Below are 26040 nucleotides of genomic sequence, written 5' to 3'. Positions count from 1 at the left end.
CGTAACTCCGTGGTGCCTGACACCCTTTTTTATTCTCCAAATTTAAACACATTCCAGTTCAACTTTAACGGTTGTGCCCCTGCCCATTTTACTTTCAATGTTCATGGTGCCGTTGTGTTCCTGGATAATTTTATTGCTGACGGTTAGGCCGAGTCCAATTCCTTTGTCCTTCGTCGTATAGAACGGTGTTCCCAAAAAGCGCATCAATTCGGTGTCAATTCCCATCCCTTCATCTGAAAAACGTATCTGCACGTAATTGCCTTCCATCCTTTGGACATGAATATTGACATTCCCGCCAAATGGCATCGATTCAATTGCATTTTTTAAAAAATTAACAAAAACCTGTTTCAATTGATTAGGATTGCAATTTAAAATGATATCATTTTTTCGATAATGATTTTTAATCTGAACATTATGCAACAATGCCTGTGGATGTAAAATATTAACCGTACTTTCTAAGATTGTATGTAAACTTTCTTGTTCAAATAGAATCGCCTGTGGCTTTGCCAACGACATAAATTCATTGACGATAATATCAATACGATCTAGTTCGTTCATGATGATTGATAAATATTCACCTTGTTTCTCTTTGTTAAGTGTCTCTTTTAACAACTTTGAAAATCCCTTTAATGAAGTTAGAGGATTTCGGATCTCGTGAGCAACCCCTGCTGCTAATTGTCCGATAATAGAGAGACGATCTAAATTTCGGAGGGCTTCATCATTTTTAACTCGGTCCGTAATATTTCTGCCAACCGTAACATACGAATCGATTTCGCCTTGTTCATTTAAGATGGGAGAAATCATTGTCTCTGAATAGATTACTTCATTATCACCCGTTTTGACCTGCGTTTGGAGCAATTGAGGTTCCTTCGTTTTTATCAGGCGTTGATAAACTTTTTCAAAATGGTCAATTTCCTCTGGCAAGATAAGGTCATAGACATTTTTACCTAATAATTGATCAGGAGTATACCCAATTCCTTCTTCATGGGATGGAGATGCATAAAGGACCTTTCCATCTGTTGTATAAACCTTAATCATATCTGTTGTATTTTCTGTAATTAGCTTGTACATCTCACGTGTTCTTTTTAATTCTCTTTCAATATTAATATGCTCCGTAATATCCCGAAAGATTGCCAGGACGGCAATAATCTCCCCACAACGATTTCGAAAAGGGGAATACGAAACTGCAATATCAAGAATGGACCCATCTTTATGGTATTGTTGAGTAACCATATCGGAAAATGCTTTACCACGTTTAACTGATTCTATCGTTTCATTCACTATGTCCGGATTTGGAAATTCATCAATTCTTCTACCTATTACATCGTCCTCTGTATAGCCAAATATTTTCGTATATACATGGTTCACTCGAATAAACCGATTCTCCATATCAACCATACAAATCCCGTCCGCTGTACAGTCTAAAAATAAGTCAATTAAATCATCTGGATTATAAACCACAGAATCCTTCTCATTTGTAAAAATCGGGAAAAACTTTGACATAGAGATCTCTCCAAACACATCAATTATACTCTTAATCTCCATTTTACAGAGTTTTTCGATAAAGAAAAGAAGAATTTTACAAGTCGGATATCAGTATGGTGTTAGGACAGTGTAAAGTGGAGTGTCAGGTAGGGTGTAAAGTGGGGTGTCAGGCACTATAAAAGGACACTATAAAAGGACACTATTGTACATTTTGTCCACCATACATGGACCACCGCGGGTAGGTGTTGATACAAAAAAACGCTTAGACCACAGGAAGGTGGCCAAGCGTGTCTCTTTCTTTTTAGGACTGTTTGAAATTTGATTAATCGACTGGGCGGTCCTCAAAATCGTAGTCAACAGTTCCTGCTGCAACATGTGCCTTTTCTAATGCTGGTGTTTCCGGACGCGCAATTTGATAGACGGATGCACCAACAATCTCCGCAGCCTGCTGCAGCTTTTCCTTGCTGATTTTATCTAATGTATCTGTTGGCTGATGGTACCACGGCTCTACCGGTGAGTGGATGAATAGTGCGGATGGAATTCCTAATTCATGGAACGGCTGGTGGTCGCTTCGCCCTAATTGTCCATAAGGAATAGCCACATTCATCGTCCTTACTCCTGCTGCAGCACCTAAATCGGTAACTAGGTTCTTCTTACCGTCAATCGTATACATAATTAAGCCGCCCGCCGGATGATCCGCTCCGGCATCACGGCCGCCGATCATATCCATTTGGAAGTGGGCAACCATACGATCCACGTCACTTTGCGGAAGCTGTGAAGCGTAAAAAGATGATCCTACTAAACCTCTTTCCTCTGAACCAAAGGTTAAGAAACGAACCTCCGTATCAATTGGCGCTTTTGCGAAAATCCTTGCTAATTCTAGAACGGCGGATACCCCTGAAGCATCATCGTTTGCCCCTGGTCCCCCATGAACAGAATCATGGTGGGCACCGACTGTAACGATTTGGCCAGTATCCTTATTCTTGTTCGGCTTCAATTTAGCTTCAACAACATAAGAGGTTTTCTCGATCTTTTCGATATCTACATCTAAGGTTGCCTCAACTGGTCCAGACTTTAATTGCTCCACCAAAGCCAAGCCTTGGGCCCGTGTAATCGCTACTGCCGGTATATTTTGCCCTTCAGCCGCTTGTCCAAAGTTGTTACCATTTGGATTGCTGTTATACATGAGGACACCAACTGCACCTTTGTTTAACACATTTTGTACTTTTTCAATAAACGTGATGTCCCCTCGTTCCACCAAAGCAATTTTCCCTGCAACTCCATCTGGAATTTCCCCAAGTTTTGCTTTCCCAACATTCACAAGCTGTGCTGTTACCTTTTTGCTTACGCTGCCGCTAAAGGCACGCGGTTCAGTCCCTGCAATATCGACTCCACCAATTTTCACCCAAACATGGTTTGTTCGATAATCATAGATTGGGAATGGTAATACTCTTGTTTCAAAGCCTAAGCTCTTAAACTCGCCCTCTATGTATTTTACGGCACGAACTTCTCCTTCTGTTCCCGCTTCCCTTGGCTGCTCTGACAACAAAGCAATGTTGTTATACATCTTATCAGCACTAATCTTCTTAATAATTTTATTATCAAAGGCTGTGTCAGATTGTCCATTTGGTGTACTTATTGTTTGAGCATAAACAGCCCCGCTGGACAAAACCATCCCTGCTGCAAGAATTGTAATAATAGATTTCCGACGAAACATATAATTCCCCCCTTTTTGTTATCAACCCCCTTAATTATTTACAAATGTTAACATTTAGTAAACTAGAATCGTACTACAAAACCCTTGCCATTCCTATATATTTCAGCATTTTCACACTATTGAGAACTTAATAGACTTCTGGAAATATACTCTAATATAGTAACTATTTACTGTGACTATCTAGAAAAATAGAACCACTTCTAATCTATATCTCCTCAATCACACATTATTAAATACCTAAGAAAGATGGTCTAGTATGCCTATAATTCGCTTATTTCCGAGGAAACTATACATATTTCGCATTACCCTTTCCCCACTTCGGATAAAACCTCATTTTTTTACGTAAAATGACAAAATCTTCACAAAGAAAAAGCAAGCAGTTTAGACAGATATTTCTATCAAACTGCATGCTTACATTTTATTTACCTTTTTATAAATCTATTATAATGCACTTTCAATATCTTTAGCCATTGATTTAACAGATTTTAAGCCTCCACCGCTTAGGTACCAGGTGTCTGCATCAAGGTAGATAATCTTATTATTCTTAAAGGCAGTTGTTTTCTTAACTAACTCATTTTCAATAATTTCTTTTGCACCAATTTCTCCACCGACTGCCGTAGCACGGTCAATCACAAACAATACGTCAGGATTTTTCTCCATAATGTATTCAAAGGTAATGCTCTGTCCATGTGTGGATACCTCGATGTCCTGATCGGCTGCCCCAAACCCAAATACATCATGGATTAAGCCGAAACGGGAGCTTGGTCCATAGGCGCTGACTTTCCCTTCATTTGCTAGCAAAATAAGTCCTTTCTTATCAAGGGATGAAACCTGTGTATTTAACTTTTCAATACTAGCATCAATCTCTTTTAATTCACTAGCTACCTTGTTTTCTTTGCCAAAGATTTCCCCAATTAGGTTCATATTCTTCTTGAAGGATTCCATGTAGTTTTCATAGTCAAGACCCATATAGACCGTTGGTGCAATCTCAGCAAACTGATCATATAATTCGGCTTGCCGTGTTGAGATAAAGATTACATCTGGCTGCAGCTCGTGAATGGCTTCAAAGTCCGGCTCTTTTAAACTTCCGACATTCGTATATTTCTTATCAGCATATTTTTTCAAATAGGATGGGACCGCTGTTTGTGGCACCCCTGTGACATCGATACCTAACTCGTCTAGGGTATCAAGGACACCAAAATCAAAAACGACTACTTTTTCCGGGTTCTTTTTCACTTCAGCTTCACCATATTGATGCTTAATCGTCATTTTCTCTGCTGTTTCCTTACTGGCAGATGCCGTTTCCGTTTGCCCCTTTTCATTTGACCCACAAGCGGCTAACACTAGAATAATCACAAACATCAGACTCAATAAATTCCATTTTTTCATGTTCAAAACTCCCCTTTATTATGAATTAAAATAAACACAGATTCTGCAGTCATTGATTTCCTGAATCGGAATTTCCATATCATAAATCTCACTCAACGCTTTTGATTGAATGATCTCCTCGGTCGGTCCATCCTTCACGACCTTACCATCCTTCATGGCAACAATCCGGTCAGAATAGACCGATGCAAAGTTAATATCATGGAGAACGATGACAACCGTTTTACCGAGCTCATCCACCAATCTCCGCAAGATTTTCATAATCTGAACAGAATGTTTCATATCCAAATTATTTAACGGCTCATCAAGGAGAATATACTCTGTATCTTGCGCGATCACCATCGCAATAAAGGCACGCTGGCGCTGACCACCGGATAATTCATCTAAAAAGCTATCCTGCATTTCTGTTAAATGCATATACTCGAGCGATTGGTCGACAATCCGTTCATCGTCCTCCGTTAACCGCCCTTTTGAATATGGGAATCTCCCAAAGGAAACAAGTTCTCGGATCGTGAGGCGGACATTCATATAATTCGATTGCTTTAAAATCGAAACCCGCTTGGCAAAATCACTAGATTTCATCCTGCGGACATCTGATTGATCAATCAGCACTTCACCCGTATCGGCATCGAGCAAACGGCTGACCATCGACACGAGTGTCGATTTCCCCGCTCCATTTGGGCCTATAAACGATGTTATTTTTCCAGGTTGAATATTGATCGTAACATCTTCTACCACCGGTTTTTTTCCGTAAAACTTTGACAATGATCTCACTGTTATCATGCAGTTTTCCTCTCCTTAAGCAGTAAATAGATGAAATACACACCGCCGATAAAGTTGATAATGACACTTAACGTCGTCGAAAAAGTAAAGACCCGTTCAACAAACCACTGTCCCCCGACAAGTGCGATGATACTCATGAGAACCGCACCGCTTATCAAAGTCTTGTGTTTGTAGGTATGAAAAAATTGATAGGACAGGTTGGCAACAATTAATCCAAAAAATGTTATCGGTCCAACTAGTGCTGTTGAGATTGAAATAAAGATGGCAACAATCACAAGCATTTGTTTCACAATCGAATCATATGGAACCCCTAGATTAATCGCCGTCTCTCGCCCAAGTGATAAAACATCGAGATACTTTATATACCGCCATGCATAAATCAGCACAAGCAATACGATGACAATCGCCATCCACACTAGATCTGAATTGATATTATTGAAACTAGCAAACATCCGGTCTTGAACAATCAGAAACTCATTTGGATCAATCAGCACTTGTAAAAACGTCGAGATACTCGAAAAGAATGTCCCAACAATAATTCCAATCAATAATAAAAAGTAGATGGACTGGCCACCCTTTTTAAACAAAAATCGATATAAGAAAAGGGCAAACACAATCATCACAGCAACTGATAGTAAAAAGTTTATTTGTTTATTGGTGACAACCAGATGTGAAGAACCTAGAAAGAAAATAATCACCGTCTGTAATAAAAGATAAAGGGCATCTAGTCCCATAATGCTTGGCGTTAAAATCCGGTTATGTGTAATCGTTTGAAAAATCACGGTGGCATATGCGATGGTAAAGCCCGTCAACACCATGGCAAGTACTTTAATTCCCCGCCTTGGCAACGCATAATCAAAGCTTCCATTTAAATCATGAATCAGGTATACGGCACAGCATCCCGCAGCAATCAATACGAGACAGGCCATTCTTAAGGGATTACGCATAGGCCTTCCTCCAAAAAAGCAAATATAAGAACGTTCCGCTGCCGATCACACCAACCATGAGACTGATTGAAATCTCATATGGATAAATGAGCACCCTGCCTAAAATATCACAAACCAAGAGGAAAATAGCCCCTAGAAATGCGGTATGCGGCAACGTTTTTTGTAAATGGTCACCTTTGAAAATAGAGATAATATTCGGAATAATTAAGCCAAGAAATGGGATAATTCCGACGGTCAGGACAACGGATGCCGTAATTAGTGCAACAAGTATCAACCCGATATTTACCACACTTCGATAGGCAAGACCTAGATTTTTTGAAAAATCCTCACCCATCCCTGCCACGGTAAAGCGGTTGGCATAAAAATAGGCAATGACTAAAATTGGGATACTTATGTAGAGAAGTTCATAACGACCTTTCATAATCATCGAAAAATCCCCTTGAAGCCAGGCCGACATATTTTGAATGACATCTGCTCGGTAAGCAAAAAAGGTGGTAACCGATGACAAAATATTACCGAACATTAAACCAATCAGTGGAATATAAATGGCATCCTTAAACTTGATTCGGTCAAGAATCTGCATGAATAAAAAGGTTCCCCCAAGCGCAAACACAAAGGCTACAGCCATTTTTTCAAGCATAGTTGCATTGGCAAATAACAACATGGAGACAAGGATTCCAAGTCGGGTGGCATCCAAGGTTCCAGCGGTTGTAGGAGAAACAAATTTGTTCCGGCTCAGTTGCTGCATAATCAATCCGGCGATACTCATCCCAGCCCCCGCGAGTAGAATCGCAACGAGTCTCGGTACCCTGCTCACCAAGAAAATTTGTGTCTCCTCTGTTTGAAAGTCTAGCAAGTCTAATGGCGAAAGACTGCTAACACCTACAAATAGCGAGGTTGCAGATAAGATTATTAACGCTAACAGTAAATATCGTTTCTTCATAATTGTCCCCATCATTTCTATCATTCTAGCGATCCGTTAATGATAATGAAAATCATTATCATTAACAAATTAAGTTGATTATAACATTCAGAAATTTGAAGTCAACACTAATTGAGAACTTTTTTCAATTAAACTACCAAAATCATACATTTGTCCCTTATTTTTATCCCTAAACAACATCATAATGAATAATAATTTTATCCGTTCCATACTCATATTGGACTTCCTGATCCTCATAAATTGGGCATTAGGAGGTGAATGTAGTGAAGAGATGGCTATTGGCTATATTATTACCCATAATGATTTTATTGTCTGGATGCTCCAGTGATCCTGTTCAAGATGATTTACTTAATTATGTAAATAAAGAAATGAAGGAAGCTGCGAAATTAGAAGAGACCGCCGTTTCGGCCTATGAAGGGGTCTCGGGTACAAACTATCAGAATGATCAAACCATGTACGATGTCTTAAATCGTGATGTCATTCCCAATTACAGCGAATTTATTAAAGAACTAGATTCTGTAAAAATTGAAACTGATAAGCTAAGAGAAATTCACGAAATATATATTGAAGGGGCAGATATACAATTTAACGCCTTTGCTATAATTAAACAGGCGATAGAGGAACAGGATGCAGACTTGATTCAAAAGGCTAATGACATGTTGGCGGATGCACGAAGACATCTTCGAGAATATCAAACTAAATTGAATAAACTAGCAAAAGAACATGATGTAGAAATTGAAAAATAACCATCATTTCTTGACTTAACCAATTAACAAAAATAAAGTCAGTCCCCAGCTTTGATTAAAGTCTAGAGGACTGACTTATTGTTTTCGAGTCACCTTTTATGAAGATGGCTGTTTCCTCATTGGCGGAATTTCCACATAGGTCAACATGCGCCATCCCCATTCCAATGGCCCGAACCTAAAAAACCGAAGCCAGACTGTACTAAAAATAAGCTGAATGACGTAAATCGCCACACACAAATAAAGCGATTGGATATACGCCAATTGATCAAATAGATCAAAAACTTTTCCGGCGAGGAGGATTAGCGCTGTTTGTGAAACATAGTTGGTCAGCGCCATCCTTCCATAGCTTTTTAATGGAGAGAGAATCCGCCGGATGAAGGGAAAGTTCAGAAGTACAAGCAGCAATCCCACATAAAAAGCAGAGACAATCGGACCAATCATAATTCCAATCCGTAAGAACCTTTGTGTTTCATGAGACACATCACCTGATCCAAATGCAAACGGGGCATACTGATACTGATAAATAAGACCTGCTACACTACAAACAAACATAACACCTGTAAAAAGGGCAGTTACTTTCCACTGATTTGTCATCCGTTCAAATAATTGAAACTGCCCGGCGGCGATTCCTAGCGTCATCAACGGGACTACCATAAATATTTTTTCAGCAAACAAACTTATGACTAGCAACATGCCCAGTCCAAAAACAAGATTCACAACCTTGTTCACTCTATAAAATGGTAAGATAATCAGACCGCAAACAGCGTAAATTGTTAATGCTTCTCCTGGATGGAATTGTACATGAATGGACCCAAGTAAAAACAATACAACAATCCTCCGTAAAAACAACACATACCCATTTTTCCCCTTCGCCATTGCTCTCGAGATAAATATGTAAAACCCGGCACCAAATAAAAAAGTAAAAATCGTATAAAAGCGGCCCTCCACAAATAAGTTTAAAAACCTCCAATACGTTGCATCGCTGGTACCGGAAAGCGGTAATTTCACTGACAATAATGGAATAATATTAACCAAAATAATTCCCATGAGGGCAAAACCTCGTAAATAATCAAGCGCGTCAATCCGCGCGTTGATTTCATTCGAATTCATCTATATCAACTCCACCATCATTATAACCATTTATCCGCCTTTCACCTATTGAAATCAGACAAAAAGGCTGACACAAAACAACGTGTAAGCGTAATGCCTCAAAATGAGGTTCCATTGGAAACTCACTTCTTTTTAAATAAGATGTCTTTTCCTTAACCGAGTAGCCAGCAAAAGTAAAATAAGCGGAGACTTTCCGGTTATATGCAGAATGGAGCTCGTTTCGGGGTAAATAAGCGGAGATTTTCCGTTTATGCAAAGCAAAATCTCCCCTTTTCGAATTTTTCGAGTCAATAGGCGGAATCTCTCCGTCTATTTGAGCCTTTTTTAATAATAATTTCGAATTAAGAGGAATTCTTCCGTTTATTTAACAGCTCGGGTGCTTAACCTGCCCCCCCAGCCCAGCAACCCGCTCAATTGACTGGATTGCCCGTAAATAGGGACTTGAAATGATACGGTCAATTTTCATATCAGCAAAAAACTCGGTTAAGTCAGCCGCTTGCCTAACTCCTCTTTCAGTAAGCTGCGCCTCGAGTGATTGCCCCTCTGCTTCACAATGCCTTATAACATAAATCTATTTATCCAAGTAATCATCCCCAATAAATAAGTCAGCAACTGTAATTAAATTCGTTGTATTTATAAATCTCCTTCCTTATTCTTCTAAAACAAAATCAGGGGCTTAGTGACTTATCAGATCCAAACAAATGACCAAGATGATATTACAAATGCACTATCGGTTTATTTTAATAACAGGTAAGAGCTAACTTGATTTTTTCAATTTCAATCTGCTCCGCCCCAAATAACCTATACCAAACATATACCTTTTTCATACATTAATAAAAAAACAAAAAATGTTAGAAGGGAAACTGGAGGTATACAGAGTTATGTTGGAGCTAAAGCAATCTCAACATGGGCGAGGGATTTTTGCTACACGTGATATCAAGAAGGATGAGCTATTAGAGGTGTCACCCGTTATCATCTTCCCGAAAGAAGAGTTTAAGTATTTGGAGAAAACTACCTTAATTGACTATGTCTTCTGGTGGGGAAAAGATTTTGATGAATGTGCATTAGCACTAGGTATGGGTTCGCTATTTAACCATTCCAGCCAACCGAACGCTATCTTTAAAAGGAAACTAAAAAAAAGAACCATTAACTTTTATGCCTATACCGACATAGAAGCTGGAGCGGAAATTCGCATCAATTACAATGGTGACCCTGACGACAAAACGCGACTATGGTTTGAGGAAAAATAAAACACATTTTTCGGATAGTAAGAAAGAGTCCCAATCCTAATAAAAATAGAATTGGGACTCTTTCTTTAGGCCATGTTTCCCCGTTTAGATTGACATTTATTTAGATGTATATTATTCTATTAAAGTTATTTTATATAAAACCTATAAAAATACTAGGAGATGTAAGAAACATGAAGAAATTTGCACTAATTTTTTTAGCCCTCCTTCTTACCGTAGCTTTAGGCGCTTGTAGCAGTAAAGAGGAAAAGGTAAGTTCTGCTAAGAGTAAAAATCTTTATGAGCAGATTAAGGCAAAAGGTGAAATTACAATCGGGACAGAAGGTACCTATGCTCCTTTTACTTATCATGATGACTCTCAAAAGCTTACAGGCTTTGATATAGAAATTGCTGAAGAAGTATTTAAAAGATTAGATATTAAACCCGTTTTCGTTGAAACAAAATGGGATGGCATGATCGCCGGTCTTGATGCTAAGCGTTATGACATGGTTGCAAATGAAGTGGCTGTTCGTCCTGACCGTTTAGAGAAATACGATATGTCAGAACCGTATATTGTCTCAAAAGCTGTTCTTGTTGTTCATGAGAACAATAACGATATTAAAACACTTGATGACTTAAAGGGTAAAAAAGTTGGACAATCCTTAGACAGTAACTACCGCAAAATCGCTGAAGCACATGGGGCAACCAATACAGTTGTTGAAGGATTTAATCAATCCATCGACCTAATCACTTCAAAACGTATTGATGCAACAATTAACGATAGCCTTTCATACCTAGACTTAAAGAAACAGCGTCCAGATCTTCCTATTAAAAAAGTTTATGAAGAAGCAGACGCAACAAGCAATGCTTTTCTTTTCCGTAAAGGAAATAAAGAACTTGTAGATGCGGTAAATGGCGCTCTTGCAGATATGAAAAAAGATGGTACGTACCTAGCAATCTCTAAAAAATGGTTTAATGAGGACGTATCTAAGTAAAGGAATGGAACGATATGTTTGCAGACCAAGAACGAATAGATCGAATTATAGGAATCCTTAGTGATTCCTTTTTTCCTATTTTAAAAGCGGGAATTCAGTTTACGATCCCATTAACAATTATCACCTTTATTCTAGGGCTAATTTTAGCCTTCTTTATTGCACTTGCACGGCTATCCAATATGAAAGTCTTAAATGCTGTCGCCAAATTTTATGTTTGGATCTTTCGCGGCACTCCCTTACTTGTTCAAATCTTTATTCTATTTTACGGATTACCTAGTATGGGAATAACACTTGATCCATTTCCGGCTGCTGTCATTGCTTTTACGTTAAATAAAGGTGCTTACAGTTCGGAAATTATTCGGGCAGCGATTCTTTCGATTCCAAAGGGGCAATGGGAAGCAGCTTTTTCAATTGGAATGACCAAATCTCAGGCGATGAGACGAATTATTATTCCTCAAGCCATTCGTGTATCATTGCCGCCGCTCGGAAACTCTTTTATTAGTTTAGTAAAAGACACCTCCTTAGCAGCAACCATTACGGTTACGGAACTATTCCAAAAAGGTCAACAAATCGCGGCTGCTACCTATGAACCTCTTTGGATTTATATTGAAGTCGCCTTTATCTATTTAATCTTCAGTACCGTTCTTTCTTATTTCCAGACAAAAATGGAGATTCGATTTGAGCGAAGTGTCGCTAAATAATGGAGGTGATCCAATGATTCACATAGACAATTTGCATAAAAGTTTTGGGCAGCTTGAGGTATTAAAAGGAATTGACCTGACCATCCCAACAGGAAAGACAGCCGTGATTATCGGTCCTTCCGGTTCTGGAAAAACAACCTTACTACGTTGTCTTAACCTGTTGGAAATGCCTAATCAAGGTTCGATTAAGCTTGCGGAACAATCAATAAATTTTGACCAAAACCATAAGATGAAGGCAAAAGAACTTGTTTCTTTTCGTAAAAATACAGGCATGGTCTTTCAAAATTACAACCTATTTCCACATTTGACAGCAATTGAAAATGTAATGGAAGGACAGACCACTGTTCTTAAAAGGTCAAAGTCAGAAGCAGAGACGAAAGCAAGAACCCTTCTGGATAAAGTTGGTTTGAGAGAACGAGCCGAGATGTATCCTCATCAACTATCTGGGGGACAACAACAACGTGTGGGAATCGCCCGAGCTATGGCCATGGATCCTAAAGTACTGCTTTTTGATGAACCTACTTCTGCTCTAGATCCTGAGTTAGTTGGCGAAGTTTTAAAGGTCATGAAGGATTTATCAAAGGAGAATATGACAATGGTCATTGTAACCCATGAAATGAACTTTGCCAAAGATGTTGCCGACCAAGTCATCTTTATGGACCAAGGAGTTATCGTAGAAAAGGGTACCCCCGAAGAGGTATTTGAGAACACAGAAAATCAACGGACTTTACAGTTTTTGAATAAGGTGGCTGCAAGATCCTAGCAGAAAAACTGATCCATTCAAAACAAGCTCTTCCGTCTTGGAAGAGCTTATTTTATACATATAAACCCTAAGCTTATGAACCAAGCATAAAGGCCATCAATGATTTATCTTCTTTAAAATTCCAATCAATAAAAATATCTCTTATTGATTTTTTAAAAATATCCTCAAATCTGCCTTCCCGGTGGAAATATTTTTTTTCCAACTCATCCTTTGTGAATCTAAGTTCTTGTTCAAACCCTTTTTCAATTAATGCCTTTTCAATAGGTACAAGAATACCGCTTCTTTCAACTAAATAAACGGATGGTGAAATGGGATAGATATGGATATGATCAGGTACTTTTTCAACCAAGTAGCTGAGCCGTCCAACCTCCGATTCTAACCTTTGCATATCTATATCTGCTTGACTAACCTGACCTATTGTCTCCTCTAAGACAAAAATAAGAATGCCCGAATTATTTGGGAAGTTCCAATCATGATAGTATTCTTCTACATCGACTTCCAGAGTCACTTTTACTACCCCGGTTATTTCATTCAAAACATGGTTAATAATAGCAGCTCTTACATCGTCAACATACCTATTCTGTCCTTGCTGTAACAAGATCTCTTCCATTGGGGTTAAAAACCCGCGAATATACGTGACGAGATGATTTTTGGACAGGGTGGTCCGACATGTATGCGGCCCTTTTCCAAAATTTTTTCTTAACAACTTACTAACATAACTACTAATAAATTCTTCCTTGTTTTGATTAATCATCCTTTTCTACTCCTTAATTAGGTACAAATATTCCATCATTTTATTATGTACCAAAGACCAGCTTGTTAAAAAAAAAACATGTGATAAGCAGGAAAATCCTGTTGCCACATGTTTTCGATTCATTGATATTACTTAAAAAAAACAAAAATGAGATAGTTGCGGTTCTTTTCATAATCCCAGACAATAAATATATCTTCGATGACGCGATTAAATAAATCTTCAAATAGACTCTTATTTTTCAAATAACCGCTTTTGATTTCCCTTGCTTGATGAAGAAGCAGATCGAGATTTCCTTGTTCATACGCTAAACTTTCTAATTGTAAGAGGACTTCTCTTGCTTCAATCGCACAAATATTTTGTGTAAACTTTACTACCTTTAAACCAACCGGTCGTTTATGATAACGGGTCCCTACAAAATCAATCAAGTTAAAAAGAGTTTTCTCAAAATCTTCTTCCATTTTTACTTCATCAGTAGATGGAACATTTTCTAACAGAATAATTCCAGTATTCGAATCATAATTCCAATCATGGAAAAAGTGATCAATTTTTCCTCCGAATACCTTCGAAACTTCCGGTTTAAACTCATTGATGACTGCATTGATTACGGCTGAACGAAAATTATGGACTAAAATCAACTGATTATTTTTCAACAAAACTTCCTCTGCTGGCGTAATAAAGTTTCGAATGTATATATATAATCGGTTTCCTTTTGACATCATCGTACAGGTTTCTGGACCCTTACCAAATCTGCGCTTGAGGAGCTTACTAAACGTACTGCTAAGATATAGCAAATTCTCTTGTGTAGATTTACTCATTAACTTCTCCTTTCAGGAAAATAAAAAGACCTAACTTCTAGAAAAAGAAGTTAGGCCACGGCTAAGACGACTATTTTTATAGTTTCTTCCATTTACCATACAATTGATTAGGATATATTTTTGCTGGATATATAATAAATGCCATAACTAATGACTGCAAGACATTAGACCTTAACATTTTAACACGATATTTACCTTACTAGCAATCATTTAATTTTATAGAAGGTTGGTAAACTTACTTCGATACAAGTTCCCTTATTGCTGCTGGTAATATCAATTTTTCCCTTATGCTCTTCAATAATTTGATAACTTACCGGCATTCCGAGCCCGGTCCCATATTCTTTTGTCGTATAAAACGGTTCATTTATTCGGTTAATCATATCGGGAGGGATGCCGCATCCTTGGTCGATGATTCGAATCTGAGCATGTTTTTCCTCAGTAATGGACCCTTCAATTAAGATACTGCCGCCATTTGGCATGGCCTCAATTGCATTTTTTATATAATTGATAAATACTTGTTTTAATTGATTTCCATCCCCTAAAATGGATTCTTCCAGAAAACTGAACTTTTTATCAACCTGAATATTATTTAATAACATTTGGGACTCCATTAATGCTAGAACTTGATCTAATAAGGAACTAATCGTCAATTTTTCATACTTTTTTTTGATTGGTGTTGCCAGTACCATTAGTTCCTTGAGAATTACTTCAATACGTGCAACCTCTGACTCTACAATATCATAATACATGGGCTCCCCATGATAATCCCTAGCCATTAAATGTAAAAATCCTTTTATCGCTGTGATCGGATTTCGAATCTCATGGGCAATTCCCGCCGCTAATTGACCTGCCACCGCTTGTTTTTCCGATAGTAATTGTCTTTCTTTTTTAATTTGAGTGATATCTTTTAAAACTACATATGACCCTACCACATCCTTATTAAATAGGATTGGGAATGCAGTTACGTTTACATCCATTAATGATTCGGGTCTCATACTAATCTTTGCATCAAAATTTGTTAGTTTTTCACGGCCCTTTTCAAAGAAGAACGTTTGTGATTCATTCAAACTTGTGGAGAGGAATATTCGACTCAACCTCATCTGTAATAATTCAGGTATGGAAAAACCTAAGAGTGTTTCGCAAACATCATTTACATAAACCAATTGCCCATCCATATTCAGGATAAAGAATGGGTCTGCACTTTTTGATAAAACAGAGAAATCCTTATCCACATTGACATCGATATATATTTGAAGCAGAAAGTTTAGACGTTTTATCTCATCCCTCTCCATTTTCCCCCACCTGTCTTTAGTTTTTAATAATAAATAAAAAAGCCAAAATAAGCGTAGAGTTTCTACGGCTTATTTTGGCTTAAATTCTAGCATCAACATGTCTAGAGATTCATTGCCTATAAAAAGAGTCACTGACTTTTTTTCTAAATTCACAAGTAGACTAGAGCATAAATCCCTATATCCACTTTTAATACTAAACCTATTTGTAAAAATATTCAATTAATTTTTTCAGACAATTTGCTTTTTTATGATCTGCCATCTAGTGATGAATATGGAAAGTGTAAGTATGACCACTGTCACCACAATACCGACATAGGGAACAAGCACCGGATATCCCCAAAAATTCAGGGATATAAAATTCATGTACAAGTCTTCCACTTTCATTATATTTGTCAGTGTGAACCTAAATATTTTTGAAATCCAGATGGTGTCGATGGTCATAATGCTTTTGGCGAGAAGTGGAATGCCAAACAGGAACCCTGAGATGAAGAAGGAGATGACTGTCGATTTTGATAATGTCGAGACGACAACTATTACACCTGCAAAAGCAAGTGCCGCAAGCAAATGGATACCTATTTGAATCAAATGATACTCCATGAACGTCAGGCTATAGGGAGAGGTAAAATATTTAAACGAATACTGGATGGGAAGGTCCCAGCCCTTTGTACCGTAAATTACCGTCCTCACAACCAGATTAAAAACATCCCACCCGATAACGACAATGGTTGTGAAAATAAATGAAGCCCACAGCTTTGCTCTCATTGTTATTACTCTGCCATTTTTCGTACTGAGGATATAGTTATCCACACCTGATGAATGTTCGTTTGAATAGATTCCTGTTAAGCCAATTAACAGAAATACACCGGTTAATACAAGGCCAAATACATTAACGAAATCTACCGCTTCCATTGGTGCCTTATAATATGAAATTTTATTTATTTCTACCTGATTGTACATATCTTTTTGGAGTTCTAGTTTGTTAGCCAAGGCGATATTTCCCTTTTCATTCTCCTCTTTGATTAACTGATCTAAGCCGGCGGCTCGCTCTTTAATTTGAGCTTTAATGTTTTGGCTATAAGCGATATTTTCTACCACTGCTGATTCAGCACTCCTTCGCTCATCTGGAGCACTTTCAGCCAAAAAATATTCTGTTAATTCCTTGTTCACTTTTTCTGCTTCGGCGATTTTTTCTGCGGTAATTGGCCCTTCCCACTTTTGATATACCTCTTGCGATATTTTTGGATTTTCAACATCGAAGGCAATCATCGTAAACCAGCCAAATAAAAAGATTCCAATAAAATAAAGACTTTTTTGCTTAAATATCTTCACCAGTTCCCATTTAATTACGCTCATGCCCCTACCCCCTCGTCAAAATAATACAGATACAGATCTTCGAGATTTACAGGGACATTTACAGCATCATCGGCAGGTTTTTCCTCTGATATAATCCGCAGTTCAATTCCATCGACTTTCCTTGCGATATTACCCACTTTAAATCCTTCCTGGTAAGTTGCTATCTCAGCCTCGCTTGCTTCTACACACCAAATCTTAGTTTGAATTCGACTCATTAACTTTTGCGGTGAATCTTTTTCAATTAGCCGCCCGTCCTTCATAATTAGAATTTCCTTAGCGATGTATTCTATATCTGAAACGATATGGGTCGAAAGAAGAACAATCCGTTCCATGGCTATTTCAGCAAGTAGATTCCGAAACCGGATTCTCTCCTTTGGATCGAGCCCCGCAGTTGGCTCGTCAACTATTAGTATTTTAGGGTTATTCAAGAGGGCTTGAACAATACCAACACGCTGCTTCATCCCACCGGACAGTTTGCCCATCTTAACTTTTCTCTTATCGGTGAGATTTACGGTCTCTAACAGGTCTTCTACTTTTCGCTTTGCTTCCGTCTTCTCGATGCCTTTTAAACTGGAAATATAATACAGAAATTTTTCAACGGAAAAATGCTTGTAATATCCGAAATGTTGCGGGAGATAACCGATGATATCACGGTAACGGTCTCCCATTTTTCTAATATCCTCTCCGTTAAAAGTAATCGTTCCTGAAGTTGCATTTGAGACGGTCGCAAGAATCCGCATTAAGGTGGTTTTCCCTGAGCCATTTGCCCCTAGAAATCCGTAAACACCATTGGTCAGCTCTGCATTTACTCCATCAACTGCCCGTTTATCCCCGAACACCTTTGAAACGTTTTCGATATTAAGCATCATAATATTCTCTCCCGATTTCAAGTCTTTTTATTTTCACTAGATTCACCGTCCAGAGTAAGCCCCCGGCCAAAAGAATACCTGCAGCCGGCAGGATATCCATGCTGAATACCATTTCCATGATTTCCTCCACTTGCAGTAAACCATAACAGAGTGCAAACCAGACTGCGAGCAACACGCCGCTCGCCACATTCCCTTTCATATTCATGGCAAATAAAAAGGCCAGGCCCGTCACAAGAACATAGGGAATCGTCCAAGCCAAGAGGAGTTTTGAAAAAATAACTTCTGGAAAGACTGCCATAGAGATCGATGAAATCCCTATGTTGACCATTAAGTTAAACAATCCGACTACAAAAAGCCTTGAAATAAATATTTGCTGGGCATTATACTTTAACGTCATTTCAAGCTCGATCAACCCTTCATCTTTGCTCTTAAGAATTTCTATTATCCCTACAATAAAAGGTAGTGGTGCCAGAGCAAACGCCGTAACATACGGATCGGTTTTCAAATGGATCAGACCAACTATACCTAGCAGTAAAAACAAGCTGTTAAGTCCCCAAAATAAATAACCAAAACGAAAAAATTCCTGGATCGAGTTTACAACTAAATTTTTGGCACGAGATTGAAATACATTGGCCCTGCTTTGGATTGGCTGCACCTGTGACATGATCAATCCAATCGATGATTCTATTTCTTCCTCATGGGGAAAATCCACCTTATAAGAATCTAGATATTCTTTAACCTCTTTATCCACTTGTATTTTGTTCATCCCTATCCCCCCGCTGCAAGTAAGTTTTAAGCTTCTTTAGGCCCTGATTAAGCCTCGATTTCACGGTCGGTACACTTGTATTTGTCACCGAAGCAATTTCCGATATCTTCAAATCATGATAGTATTTAAACAAAATCGCCTCTCGTTGAAAATCTGGAAGCTCCTCGAGTGCCTCTTTGATCTCATTTCGTTTTTCATTTTTTTCAAAAATAGAGGAAACACTTTTCTCTGAACCTGAACCGTCATTTTCATACCATTCATATGTATTCCTGCTATCTTTGTAAGACTTGCTTTTCAAATAGTCTTTGGCGTGGTTGCTTGCGACCTTCAACATCCAGCTTCGAAACTCGGAGGAAGGCCTGAATTTTGAAATGTTGTTTAATAGTTTAATAAAGGTCTCCTGGGTAAGGTCCTTTGCCAGCTCCTTATCGCCTACCATCCGATAAAGAAAGCTGTAAATCAGCTTATAATGCCGCCTCACCAATATTTCCTGGCTCGCTCGGCTCCCTCTCTTTATCTCTGCAATTAATTCTAAGTCCGACATTTTCTCACCTCCACTATGCTAACGAGAATATTTCGAAAAAGATTTATGATTTTGAGGAAAATTTAATTTTTATAAAAAATGTATATATAGTCAATTTTTTCTAGTTCATTATACAAATTTATAACTAATATTAGTAATCTAAAAAAACTCCCCCCATTAAAGGTGGCGATTATCCCTTATGCCTTGTTAATAGTTTGGGTGTATTTAACTTGTCTGTTGATTTCCGTTCCAGGCACTTCGCTTTCCGCGGGCGTGCCGGGGAGCCTCCTCGTCGCTTTGCTCCTGCGGGGTCTCCCCTGCCCCGTACTCCCGCAGGAGTCTTCATGCCTGGAACGAAGGTCAACAGAGTGCCAAAATAGATATTAACCTTGAACACAGCCAATAGTTTAAATAAAAAAAAGAGAGCACGTTTGCTCTCCTTAAACAGTTGATATTAATTTAGTAATTATAGAGTCTGAAGTTGTTTCATTCTAATTAACCTAGGTATCTATGGTATAGCGCCTTTGCTTCGGATATATCCTTCGTTCCATGTACTAAAACCCTTCCGTCTCTAAAAACTACTAATCGGTGAGGATTCACAGTATACGATAAGAGGTAAGGATTTCGCTCCACGGCTCCTCCTTGATTTGCCAATATTTTTTCTAAAGCATCCAAATCACGAATGGCAGGTATAGAAGGACGTATCTGAACTGAATCTCTTCCACATAGCACAGCTGTCTTTGTTTGATTTTCGAATAATAAATAAGGGTAAGTACGTTCTTCCCCGCAAGAAAGACAATCCCTCTTTTTCAATTTATCTACTTGTATGGAACTATATTGGTTTTTCCATAAATCAAAAGAAACGAGTTTATTTCGCAATGAATCCAAGTCACCCACCAAAATTTTCAATGCTTCGCTTATTTGAAAAGAAACGACCATGTTCACAGCTGGACTAATAATTCCAGCTGTATCACAGGTTAATCCTCCAAGAGGAACGGTTTCTACTAAACAAGAAAGGCAAGGTGTTTTTTCAGGAATGATCGTGTAGGAGATTCCATAGCTTCCAACGCAAGCACCGTAAATCCATGGGACACCATACATTTGGGATACATCGTTAATGATCATTCTTGTTTCAAAATTATCCGTTGCATCCATAATAAGATCAACTTTTTTGGCCCAGTCTTCCAGTTCTGACACAGAGGCATCCGCAATGATTGCCTCAATTTTCACAGAAGAGTTAATGGCTGTTAAGCGGTTTTTGGCCGCTATTACTTTAGGAATTCGATTTTTGGCATCTTCTTCTGTATATAACTGCTGCCGCTGTAAATTGGACCATTCTACATAATCACGATCAACAATGGTTAGTTTACCAATTCCAGCACGGGCAAGTGCTTCTGCGCATGCTGATCCGAGTGCTCCCACTCCAATTATGAGTACATGTTTATCGAAAATTCGCTGCTGCCCGTCTTTTCCAATGGGTGAAAAAAGTTCTTGTCGTGAGTACCGATTAATCACCCGATACTCATTCCTTCTTTGGGACTGCTTGCTGTGGCATATCTCTTTTTCTCGATTCGGCCGGCCTCATAGCCTAAACGTCCAGCTTCAATCGCTAATCTCATTGCTTTTGCCATTTTTACTGGATCTTTGGCCGCTGACACAGCCGTATTCAATAAGACGCCATCGGCTCCTAATTCCATCGCTAAAGCCGCATCGGCAGGTGAGCCAATTCCGGCATCAACAATAACAGGAACGACAGCTTGTTCGATAATAAAGCTAAGGTTTACGGGATTGATGATCCCTTGACCAGATCCGATTGGCGAGGCCCCTGGCATGACAGCATGACAGCCAGCTTCTTGAAGTTTCCTAGCTAAAACAACATCGTCTGAGGTATAAGGGAGGACAATAAATCCTTCCTTCACTAATTCTTCTGTCGCCTTTAGGGTTTCAATCGGGTCAGGAAGTAATGTTTTATCACAGCCAATCACTTCCACTTTAATCATATCGCATAGGCCGGATGCTTTTGCTAATTTTGCGATACGGACGGCCTCTGCCGCTGTTTTCGCACCCGCTGTATTAGGCAGCAGCGTATATTTATTGGTGTCTAGCTGTTCTAAGAAATTCGGCTGACTTGATTCAAAAATATTCATTCGTCTTACCGCGAACGTGAGGATTTCTGCTTTGGAAACTTCCACTGCTTCCTTTTGGATGTCATAGCTTGGATACTTTCCCGTTCCTAGAAACAAACGAGATTGAAAGGATAATGAACCTATTTTTAACATGTCAACCGCCTCCTACAAAATGGACTATTTCAATTCGATCTTTATCTGATAATCTAGTACTTTGGTGATCTATTTTGGTTAAGATTTCACCGTTTACTTCCACGACAATGACCTTATCATGGATTTCATAATGTTTGAGAACATCCGAAACAAATATGATATGCTCTGGTAAGTGGATATACTCGCCATTTAATATTACTTCCATCATGAACCTCCTAACCAACTGTCTCTTTGTGTCTTTCAAGGTGAAAAGCTGCGAGAAGAGCCTCATCTTGCCGTCTACCTGCTAATAGGTCAGCTACTATTTTCCCTGTAATAGGGCTTAATAAAATCCCATTTCGAAAATGCCCTGCTGCCACGAACAATTTCTTCCATTTTGGATGCTCGCCAATATAAGGGATTCCATCGCCTGTCTGCGGTCTGAATCCTGACCACACTCGCTCCCATGCTGCTTCCTTAATCTGAGGAACTAACTTAGTCGCTCTTTCTATTAATGAAGCAATCCCTTCGGGTGTAACCTTGTTATCAAAGGTATTTTCAAGCATGGTAGCACCAATATAAATTTCCCCATTCCGTTTTGGTACCAGATAACAGCGTTTGTCGGAAAAAATAGTCGTGTTAATAATCGGCTCCTCCGTTCGAACGGAAAAGCATTCTCCTTTAACAGGATACACGCTAATGTCCAAACCCGATTCACGCATTAATTTCGCTGCCCAAGCTCCGGTGGCCACGACAACTTGTTCACTATGTATGACACCATTGGTCGTTTTAACCCCTTTAACCTGACCGTCTTCAAAAATAAAAGAAAGAACCTCCGTATTTTCACGAATTTCCGCTCCAAAATAAACAGCCGCATGTGCAAACGCTTGTGTTAACTTTGCTGGCTGCACATGTCCATCGTTTGGGAGATACATCCCTCCAACAACACTTGGTGCTAAAGACGGTTCCATTTCTCGTAATACCTTTCCATCCAGCCATTTTATAGTTGGATCCCAATTCCTTTGATAGCTGACCTGTTTTTTTACCTCTGCTGCTATTTCTTCCGTTTCTGCAATTTTTAGCATTCCTTTATTCACAAACTCGATATCAATTCCCGAATATTCAAATAACTCACTTGAGAGAGTAGAAAACATTGCTTGACTCTTTAATGCCAACTGGAATAAAGGACCATCTTGTTCAATCTCCGCTTGTGCTGCCAGCATACCGGCAGCCGCACTGGAAGCTTGGCAAGCCAATCGTTCCTTCTCAATTATGATTACTTTTCTTCCCATTTTTGCTAGTTGATAGGCAATGGAGGATCCGTTAATCCCTCCTCCGATAATGGCAACATCAAATGAATTTTCCACTTGTTCCATCTCCATCTCTTAATACATTTAAATAAGCCTTTACTGCTAATAATGGATCCCGAGCTTCCAATACCCCTGACATGACCGCGATTCCTTTTGCCCCAGCATCTAGTACCCGTCCCGTATTCTCGGGGGTTATGCCTCCAATGGCAATTACCGGAACCTCTAATTGTGTGATCCTTGATAACTCCTCAAGGCCTTTAGGGGTCATTCCTGGTTTTGATTGTGAAGGGAAGACATGGCCGAAAAGCATGTAATCAGCACCCTTTTCTTTTGCTTTTTGTCCTTCCACATAGGAGTGGATGGAACTTCCTACCTTAAGCTGAGGAAAATTCCCTTTTACAATGGCTGCATCTAAACTATGAAAGGCTAATTGAACCCCGCCAGCCTTTGTAACTAAGGCAACATCCACACGATCATTGATTATAATCTTTGATAGTGACAGGTTTGTCTTGGTTAATAGTTCAACCGCTTGAAAAAGTTCCCTCGCTGTTTTCTGTTTTTCTCGTAAGTGAATCGCGGTTACATATGGATGAATATCCATGACAATTTCACATAGCTGCTCGATCGGCATTTTACCATTGGATATAATATGTAACTCTTTAACACTAGTTAAAATACAAGTCACCCCCAATAATCACGATTCCGAATCTCAATGAAATAAAGTGAAAAACAAAAAACCACTTCCTTTTGATAAGAAAGTGGTTGATAATTTGAAATATAAAAATGATTCTTCAAATATCCATGCTTCCACTTCCCTACGCTGGTATAACCCAGATCAGGTTCATAGAGTCCCGAAGTATCACTTCAATCTCAGCCCTTTAAAAAGGCACCTCTAGCGGATTGTTATTTATTCATTTATAAAAATTCCCTTGCATGGTTAATGTTAACACTTCGATTAGAAATGTCAAATAAATTCTTATACATCCCTTTCATATATACTCTGCCCTTCACCTTTACCTGAAAAAGGATTATTTCACTATGGTCAGTTTTTGTCCAATATAAATTGGTTGATTGGGATCGAGGTTATTGGCTTTGACAATAGAGTCAATCGTTACACCATTCTTCTGAGCTATCTTCCAAAGCGAATCTCCAGCAACAACAGTGTATTCAACGGTTGATACTGTTGGAAGGGTTACAGTAAATTTTGCAACATACCCAGAATCCGGAGTATTGATGTCTTTCTTGTATTCTATTGAATACCAGTCTCCGATTGCGGAATATATTATTATATCTGTATTCATCGGGAGCACAATCTTTGTATCATACTGAGTTCCAGGATTGGATCTAACATTGACGTTTGTCCTTGTCTTAGCATTTTCGATTGCTTGAATCTCCTGATTGGTTGGAACTTTGATTAATGGTTTGGAGACATATCCTTTTAGAACCGCGCTTATAATCCTGTACTCAATCTGATACCAATCACCCGTTTCTCCAGTTATAATCACTTCTGAACCAGCGGGGATTGTTGTTAGGATAGTGCTTTGAGTGGTGGCTGCCGAGCGCAAATTGGAATTTTTCAAGGTTAAACCAAAACCTTCTGTAATCAGAATGGATTTGTCACGTGCTGTATATTCATTCTTATTCCCAGCAAGATCTGTAAGTTTTACAATTGGATAGTAGTTTCCACGGATTACATTAAAGCCACGGCTGTTTTTTCCATCCCAATAAAAATTGGATGTACCCTTCAAGTGGCGTCCCCACCCAATGGTCTGAACTAGCTGGCCGCTTTCATCCACAATGGTTACATCCATATCTGCGGTTTCACTGATGGTAATGGGAATTTTAATTTGGTTCTTCCCATCCTGCATAGTAAGCTGGCTGACTGCTGGTAAATCGATTGTTGCCGTTGGCTTTTCTGTATCTAACTGGGATGTTTTTGGAACGGCGTACGTATATAGAAATTGATTCGTCTCTGTTACAAAAATCGTGTCTTTGATGACGCCGATTGGCCGCAAGCCAGATGCGCCAGTAGTTGGTGTCAGCTGAAGAGTTGAATAAATCAGCTGACCATTTGCGATATTAAAGAATTTTATTTTGTTGTAATTTGCCAAAATAATTTTATCAGAGGCTACGACCATTCCACTTGACCCTTTAACGGTCTGAAGTCCACCAGCAACAAACTGTTCTGCATACAAGGTCTTCCATTTTTGCACTCCGGTATTTTTGTCTACCGAGATGATATTGGTCTCATCTAGGACAATTAAAGAATCACTCGTTACAGATAGAGGTTGTGTAAACATACCCGTGGGGCTAAACTTCCATAATGTTCTTCCACTTGCGCCTTCCAATGCCCAGATATTTCTTGTCGTCGCCGGTTTCGTTTCGAAGTAAAGCTTCCCGTCTTTATAGACAGGGGCCCCATAAATAGGCAAACTTGAGTCAAGATTATATGTCCAAAGCACCGTGCCTGTGGAGGTGTCGAATGCATACATTTTGGATGTCATTTGAACTGGATTCCGTATATTTGCAAACAGTCGGTTATCGCCAGCAGCGAAAACTCCTTCCAACTGCTCTTGGAATTTAAGGGGATATGTCCACTTTCTTTGACCCGTAGTTACATCAACCGTACCAATTGCATTCAAACCTTCAGTTGTTCTTGTTAAATAAAACAACGTATTCTGGTCAATTAAAAGGCGATTCGCAAAGCTATCAACGGTCCAAAGTGTCTGTGGAGCGCTTCCGTTATCTTTAATCGCATAAATTTTTGTCATCGTTGAAGCGTAAATTACTCCGTCTCTTGCTATTAAATCAAGAAACCCATTCTGTTCTTCTATTGAAAAATTCCATCTCTCTTTATAAGTATCCAAGTCGGTGGCAGAGAGTATTTTTTTCGAGATTCGTTCAACCGAATACAGTTGATTTTGATTTACACTAAATAATGCAGAAGCATTATTAAATGGATCTTTCTTTAACGTCAATAACGTCAAATCAGCAGGCAAGATGGCACTAGAAAAATTCGTATTTCCCTGGTCGGCCAAATGCATTTCCCAGTTTTGGTCATTCGCCCTTAAATTCTGATTCCCTACAAGTCGCTTTAATTCTTTTATTCTTTTTCTTAATTGTTCGTTTTGAGCCTGTAATTGCTTGTATTGTCTATAAATATCGAACGGATTATTTCTATAATAATGATTGAACATCATTTGGGAACATCACACCTCCATTATTGTGCTTTCATCATTTTATGCACATTTGCCTAGGTGGTGATGTTTAATTAAACAACCCAAAGAGCCTTTTCTAA

The 26040-nt window shown here is 38.8% G+C and carries 25 protein-coding genes, 1 pseudogene and 1 riboswitch; of the genes and pseudogenes, 5 read left to right on the top strand and 21 right to left on the bottom strand.

What is annotated here, in order from left to right; all coding sequences use genetic code 11:
* Positions 1-42: 42 nt before the first annotated feature.
* The 6 genes from QNH17_RS02335 to QNH17_RS02310 form a co-directional block, all read right to left on the bottom strand.
* Positions 43-1503: a PAS domain-containing sensor histidine kinase gene (locus QNH17_RS02335; RefSeq protein WP_283877217.1), complete on the bottom strand. Its 1461-nt coding sequence runs from the start codon at positions 1501-1503 to the stop codon at positions 43-45.
* 304 nt (positions 1504-1807) lie between these two features.
* The gene (locus tag QNH17_RS02330) at positions 1808-3202 is read right to left on the bottom strand and encodes a M28 family peptidase (protein WP_283877216.1); all 1395 of its coding nucleotides are present in this window, start codon (positions 3200-3202) and stop codon (positions 1808-1810) included.
* Positions 3203-3643: 441 nt separating this feature from the next.
* Positions 3644-4591, bottom strand: coding sequence for a siderophore ABC transporter substrate-binding protein (locus QNH17_RS02325; RefSeq protein WP_283877215.1), 948 nt, complete (start codon positions 4589-4591; stop codon positions 3644-3646).
* 18 nt (positions 4592-4609) lie between these two features.
* Entirely contained in the window at positions 4610-5371 is a 762-nt protein-coding gene (locus QNH17_RS02320) for an iron ABC transporter ATP-binding protein (protein ID WP_283877214.1), read from the bottom strand.
* On the bottom strand, positions 5368-6318 hold the full coding sequence (locus QNH17_RS02315; RefSeq protein ID WP_283877213.1) for an iron chelate uptake ABC transporter family permease subunit: 951 nt from the start codon (positions 6316-6318) through the stop codon (positions 5368-5370). Before QNH17_RS02315 ends, QNH17_RS02320 begins: the two co-directional genes overlap by 4 nt.
* Positions 6311-7261 (bottom strand): ABC transporter permease, encoded by a 951-nt coding sequence (locus tag QNH17_RS02310; protein ID WP_283877212.1) that lies wholly within the window; start codon positions 7259-7261, stop codon positions 6311-6313. Before QNH17_RS02310 ends, QNH17_RS02315 begins: the two co-directional genes overlap by 8 nt.
* A gap of 263 nt (positions 7262-7524) precedes the next feature.
* On the opposite strand from QNH17_RS02310, the gene QNH17_RS02305 reads away from it, so the two are divergent.
* Positions 7525-8007 (top strand): hypothetical protein, encoded by a 483-nt coding sequence (locus QNH17_RS02305; RefSeq protein ID WP_283877211.1) that lies wholly within the window; start codon positions 7525-7527, stop codon positions 8005-8007.
* Between the two features lie 96 nt (positions 8008-8103).
* Here QNH17_RS02305 and QNH17_RS02300 read toward each other — a convergent pair whose 3' ends face one another.
* Both QNH17_RS02300 and QNH17_RS02295 read right to left on the bottom strand, forming a co-directional pair.
* Entirely contained in the window at positions 8104-9117 is a 1014-nt protein-coding gene (locus QNH17_RS02300; RefSeq protein ID WP_283877210.1) for a DUF418 domain-containing protein, read from the bottom strand.
* A 400-nt stretch (positions 9118-9517) separates the two neighbouring features.
* A pseudogene (locus tag QNH17_RS02295) lies at positions 9518-9688 on the bottom strand (histidine phosphatase family protein); the annotation flags it as partial.
* Between the two features lie 310 nt (positions 9689-9998).
* On the opposite strand from QNH17_RS02295, the gene QNH17_RS02290 reads away from it, so the two are divergent.
* The 4 genes from QNH17_RS02290 to QNH17_RS02275 all read left to right on the top strand — a co-directional run bounded on the left by QNH17_RS02290 (position 9999) and on the right by QNH17_RS02275 (position 12802).
* Positions 9999-10367: an SET domain-containing protein gene (locus QNH17_RS02290; protein WP_283877209.1), complete on the top strand. Its 369-nt coding sequence runs from the start codon at positions 9999-10001 to the stop codon at positions 10365-10367.
* A 170-nt stretch (positions 10368-10537) separates the two neighbouring features.
* Entirely contained in the window at positions 10538-11338 is an 801-nt protein-coding gene (locus tag QNH17_RS02285; protein WP_283877208.1) for an amino acid ABC transporter substrate-binding protein, read from the top strand.
* Positions 11339-11352: 14 nt separating this feature from the next.
* Entirely contained in the window at positions 11353-12039 is a 687-nt protein-coding gene (locus QNH17_RS02280) for an amino acid ABC transporter permease (protein ID WP_283877207.1), read from the top strand.
* Positions 12040-12052: 13 nt separating this feature from the next.
* The gene (locus QNH17_RS02275) at positions 12053-12802 is read left to right on the top strand and encodes an amino acid ABC transporter ATP-binding protein (RefSeq protein WP_283877206.1); all 750 of its coding nucleotides are present in this window, start codon (positions 12053-12055) and stop codon (positions 12800-12802) included.
* Positions 12803-12875: 73 nt separating this feature from the next.
* On the opposite strand, the gene QNH17_RS02270 is transcribed toward QNH17_RS02275, so the two are convergent.
* From QNH17_RS02270 to QNH17_RS02210, 13 genes are all read right to left on the bottom strand, one after another.
* Complete coding sequence (locus QNH17_RS02270; RefSeq protein ID WP_283877205.1) at positions 12876-13556, bottom strand: Na-translocating system protein MpsC family protein; 681 nt, start codon at positions 13554-13556, stop codon at positions 12876-12878.
* 128 nt (positions 13557-13684) lie between these two features.
* Positions 13685-14371: a Na-translocating system protein MpsC family protein gene (locus tag QNH17_RS02265; protein WP_283877204.1), complete on the bottom strand. Its 687-nt coding sequence runs from the start codon at positions 14369-14371 to the stop codon at positions 13685-13687.
* Positions 14372-14577: 206 nt separating this feature from the next.
* Positions 14578-15663: an ATP-binding protein gene (locus tag QNH17_RS02260; RefSeq protein ID WP_283877203.1), complete on the bottom strand. Its 1086-nt coding sequence runs from the start codon at positions 15661-15663 to the stop codon at positions 14578-14580.
* A 228-nt stretch (positions 15664-15891) separates the two neighbouring features.
* On the bottom strand, positions 15892-17016 hold the full coding sequence (locus QNH17_RS02255) for a hypothetical protein (RefSeq protein ID WP_283877202.1): 1125 nt from the start codon (positions 17014-17016) through the stop codon (positions 15892-15894).
* A complete protein-coding gene (locus tag QNH17_RS02250; RefSeq protein WP_283877200.1) occupies positions 17013-17885 on the bottom strand; it encodes an ABC transporter ATP-binding protein in 873 nt (290 codons plus the stop codon). The genes QNH17_RS02255 and QNH17_RS02250 overlap by 4 nt, the downstream gene beginning before the upstream one ends.
* On the bottom strand, positions 17875-18651 hold the full coding sequence (locus tag QNH17_RS02245) for a hypothetical protein (RefSeq protein WP_283877199.1): 777 nt from the start codon (positions 18649-18651) through the stop codon (positions 17875-17877). Before QNH17_RS02245 ends, QNH17_RS02250 begins: the two co-directional genes overlap by 11 nt.
* Entirely contained in the window at positions 18629-19195 is a 567-nt protein-coding gene (locus QNH17_RS02240) for an RNA polymerase sigma factor (RefSeq protein ID WP_283877198.1), read from the bottom strand. The genes QNH17_RS02245 and QNH17_RS02240 overlap by 23 nt, the downstream gene beginning before the upstream one ends.
* 474 nt (positions 19196-19669) lie before the next feature.
* On the bottom strand, positions 19670-20689 hold the full coding sequence (locus QNH17_RS02235) for a thiazole biosynthesis adenylyltransferase ThiF (protein WP_283877197.1): 1020 nt from the start codon (positions 20687-20689) through the stop codon (positions 19670-19672).
* Complete coding sequence (locus QNH17_RS02230; protein WP_283877196.1) at positions 20686-21453, bottom strand: thiazole synthase; 768 nt, start codon at positions 21451-21453, stop codon at positions 20686-20688. Before QNH17_RS02230 ends, QNH17_RS02235 begins: the two co-directional genes overlap by 4 nt.
* A gap of 1 nt (position 21454) precedes the next feature.
* Positions 21455-21658 carry a sulfur carrier protein ThiS gene (gene thiS, locus QNH17_RS02225; protein ID WP_283877195.1) on the bottom strand — a complete coding sequence of 68 codons (204 nt, stop codon included), beginning with the start codon at positions 21656-21658 and terminating at the stop codon, positions 21455-21457.
* 10 nt (positions 21659-21668) lie between these two features.
* Positions 21669-22799 carry a glycine oxidase ThiO gene (thiO, locus tag QNH17_RS02220; RefSeq protein WP_481858562.1) on the bottom strand — a complete coding sequence of 377 codons (1131 nt, stop codon included), beginning with the start codon at positions 22797-22799 and terminating at the stop codon, positions 21669-21671.
* Positions 22783-23427, bottom strand: a complete 645-nt coding sequence (locus tag QNH17_RS02215) for a thiamine phosphate synthase (RefSeq protein ID WP_349632579.1) — start codon at positions 23425-23427, stop codon at positions 22783-22785. The genes thiO and QNH17_RS02215 overlap by 17 nt, the downstream gene beginning before the upstream one ends.
* A 110-nt stretch (positions 23428-23537) precedes the next feature.
* Positions 23538-23646: riboswitch (TPP riboswitch) on the bottom strand.
* A gap of 124 nt (positions 23647-23770) precedes the next feature.
* Positions 23771-25942 (bottom strand): outer membrane protein assembly factor BamB family protein, encoded by a 2172-nt coding sequence (locus QNH17_RS02210; RefSeq protein WP_283877193.1) that lies wholly within the window; start codon positions 25940-25942, stop codon positions 23771-23773.
* Between the last annotated feature and the right edge of the window lie 98 nt (positions 25943-26040).

This window comes from Neobacillus sp. SuZ13 (assembly GCF_030123365.1).
In the GTDB taxonomy this organism is placed as follows: Bacteria; Bacillota; Bacilli; order Bacillales; family Cytobacillaceae; genus Neobacillus.
Note: the sequence above shows the minus strand (reverse complement) of the source record. Positions and strands in the feature narration are given on the sequence as shown.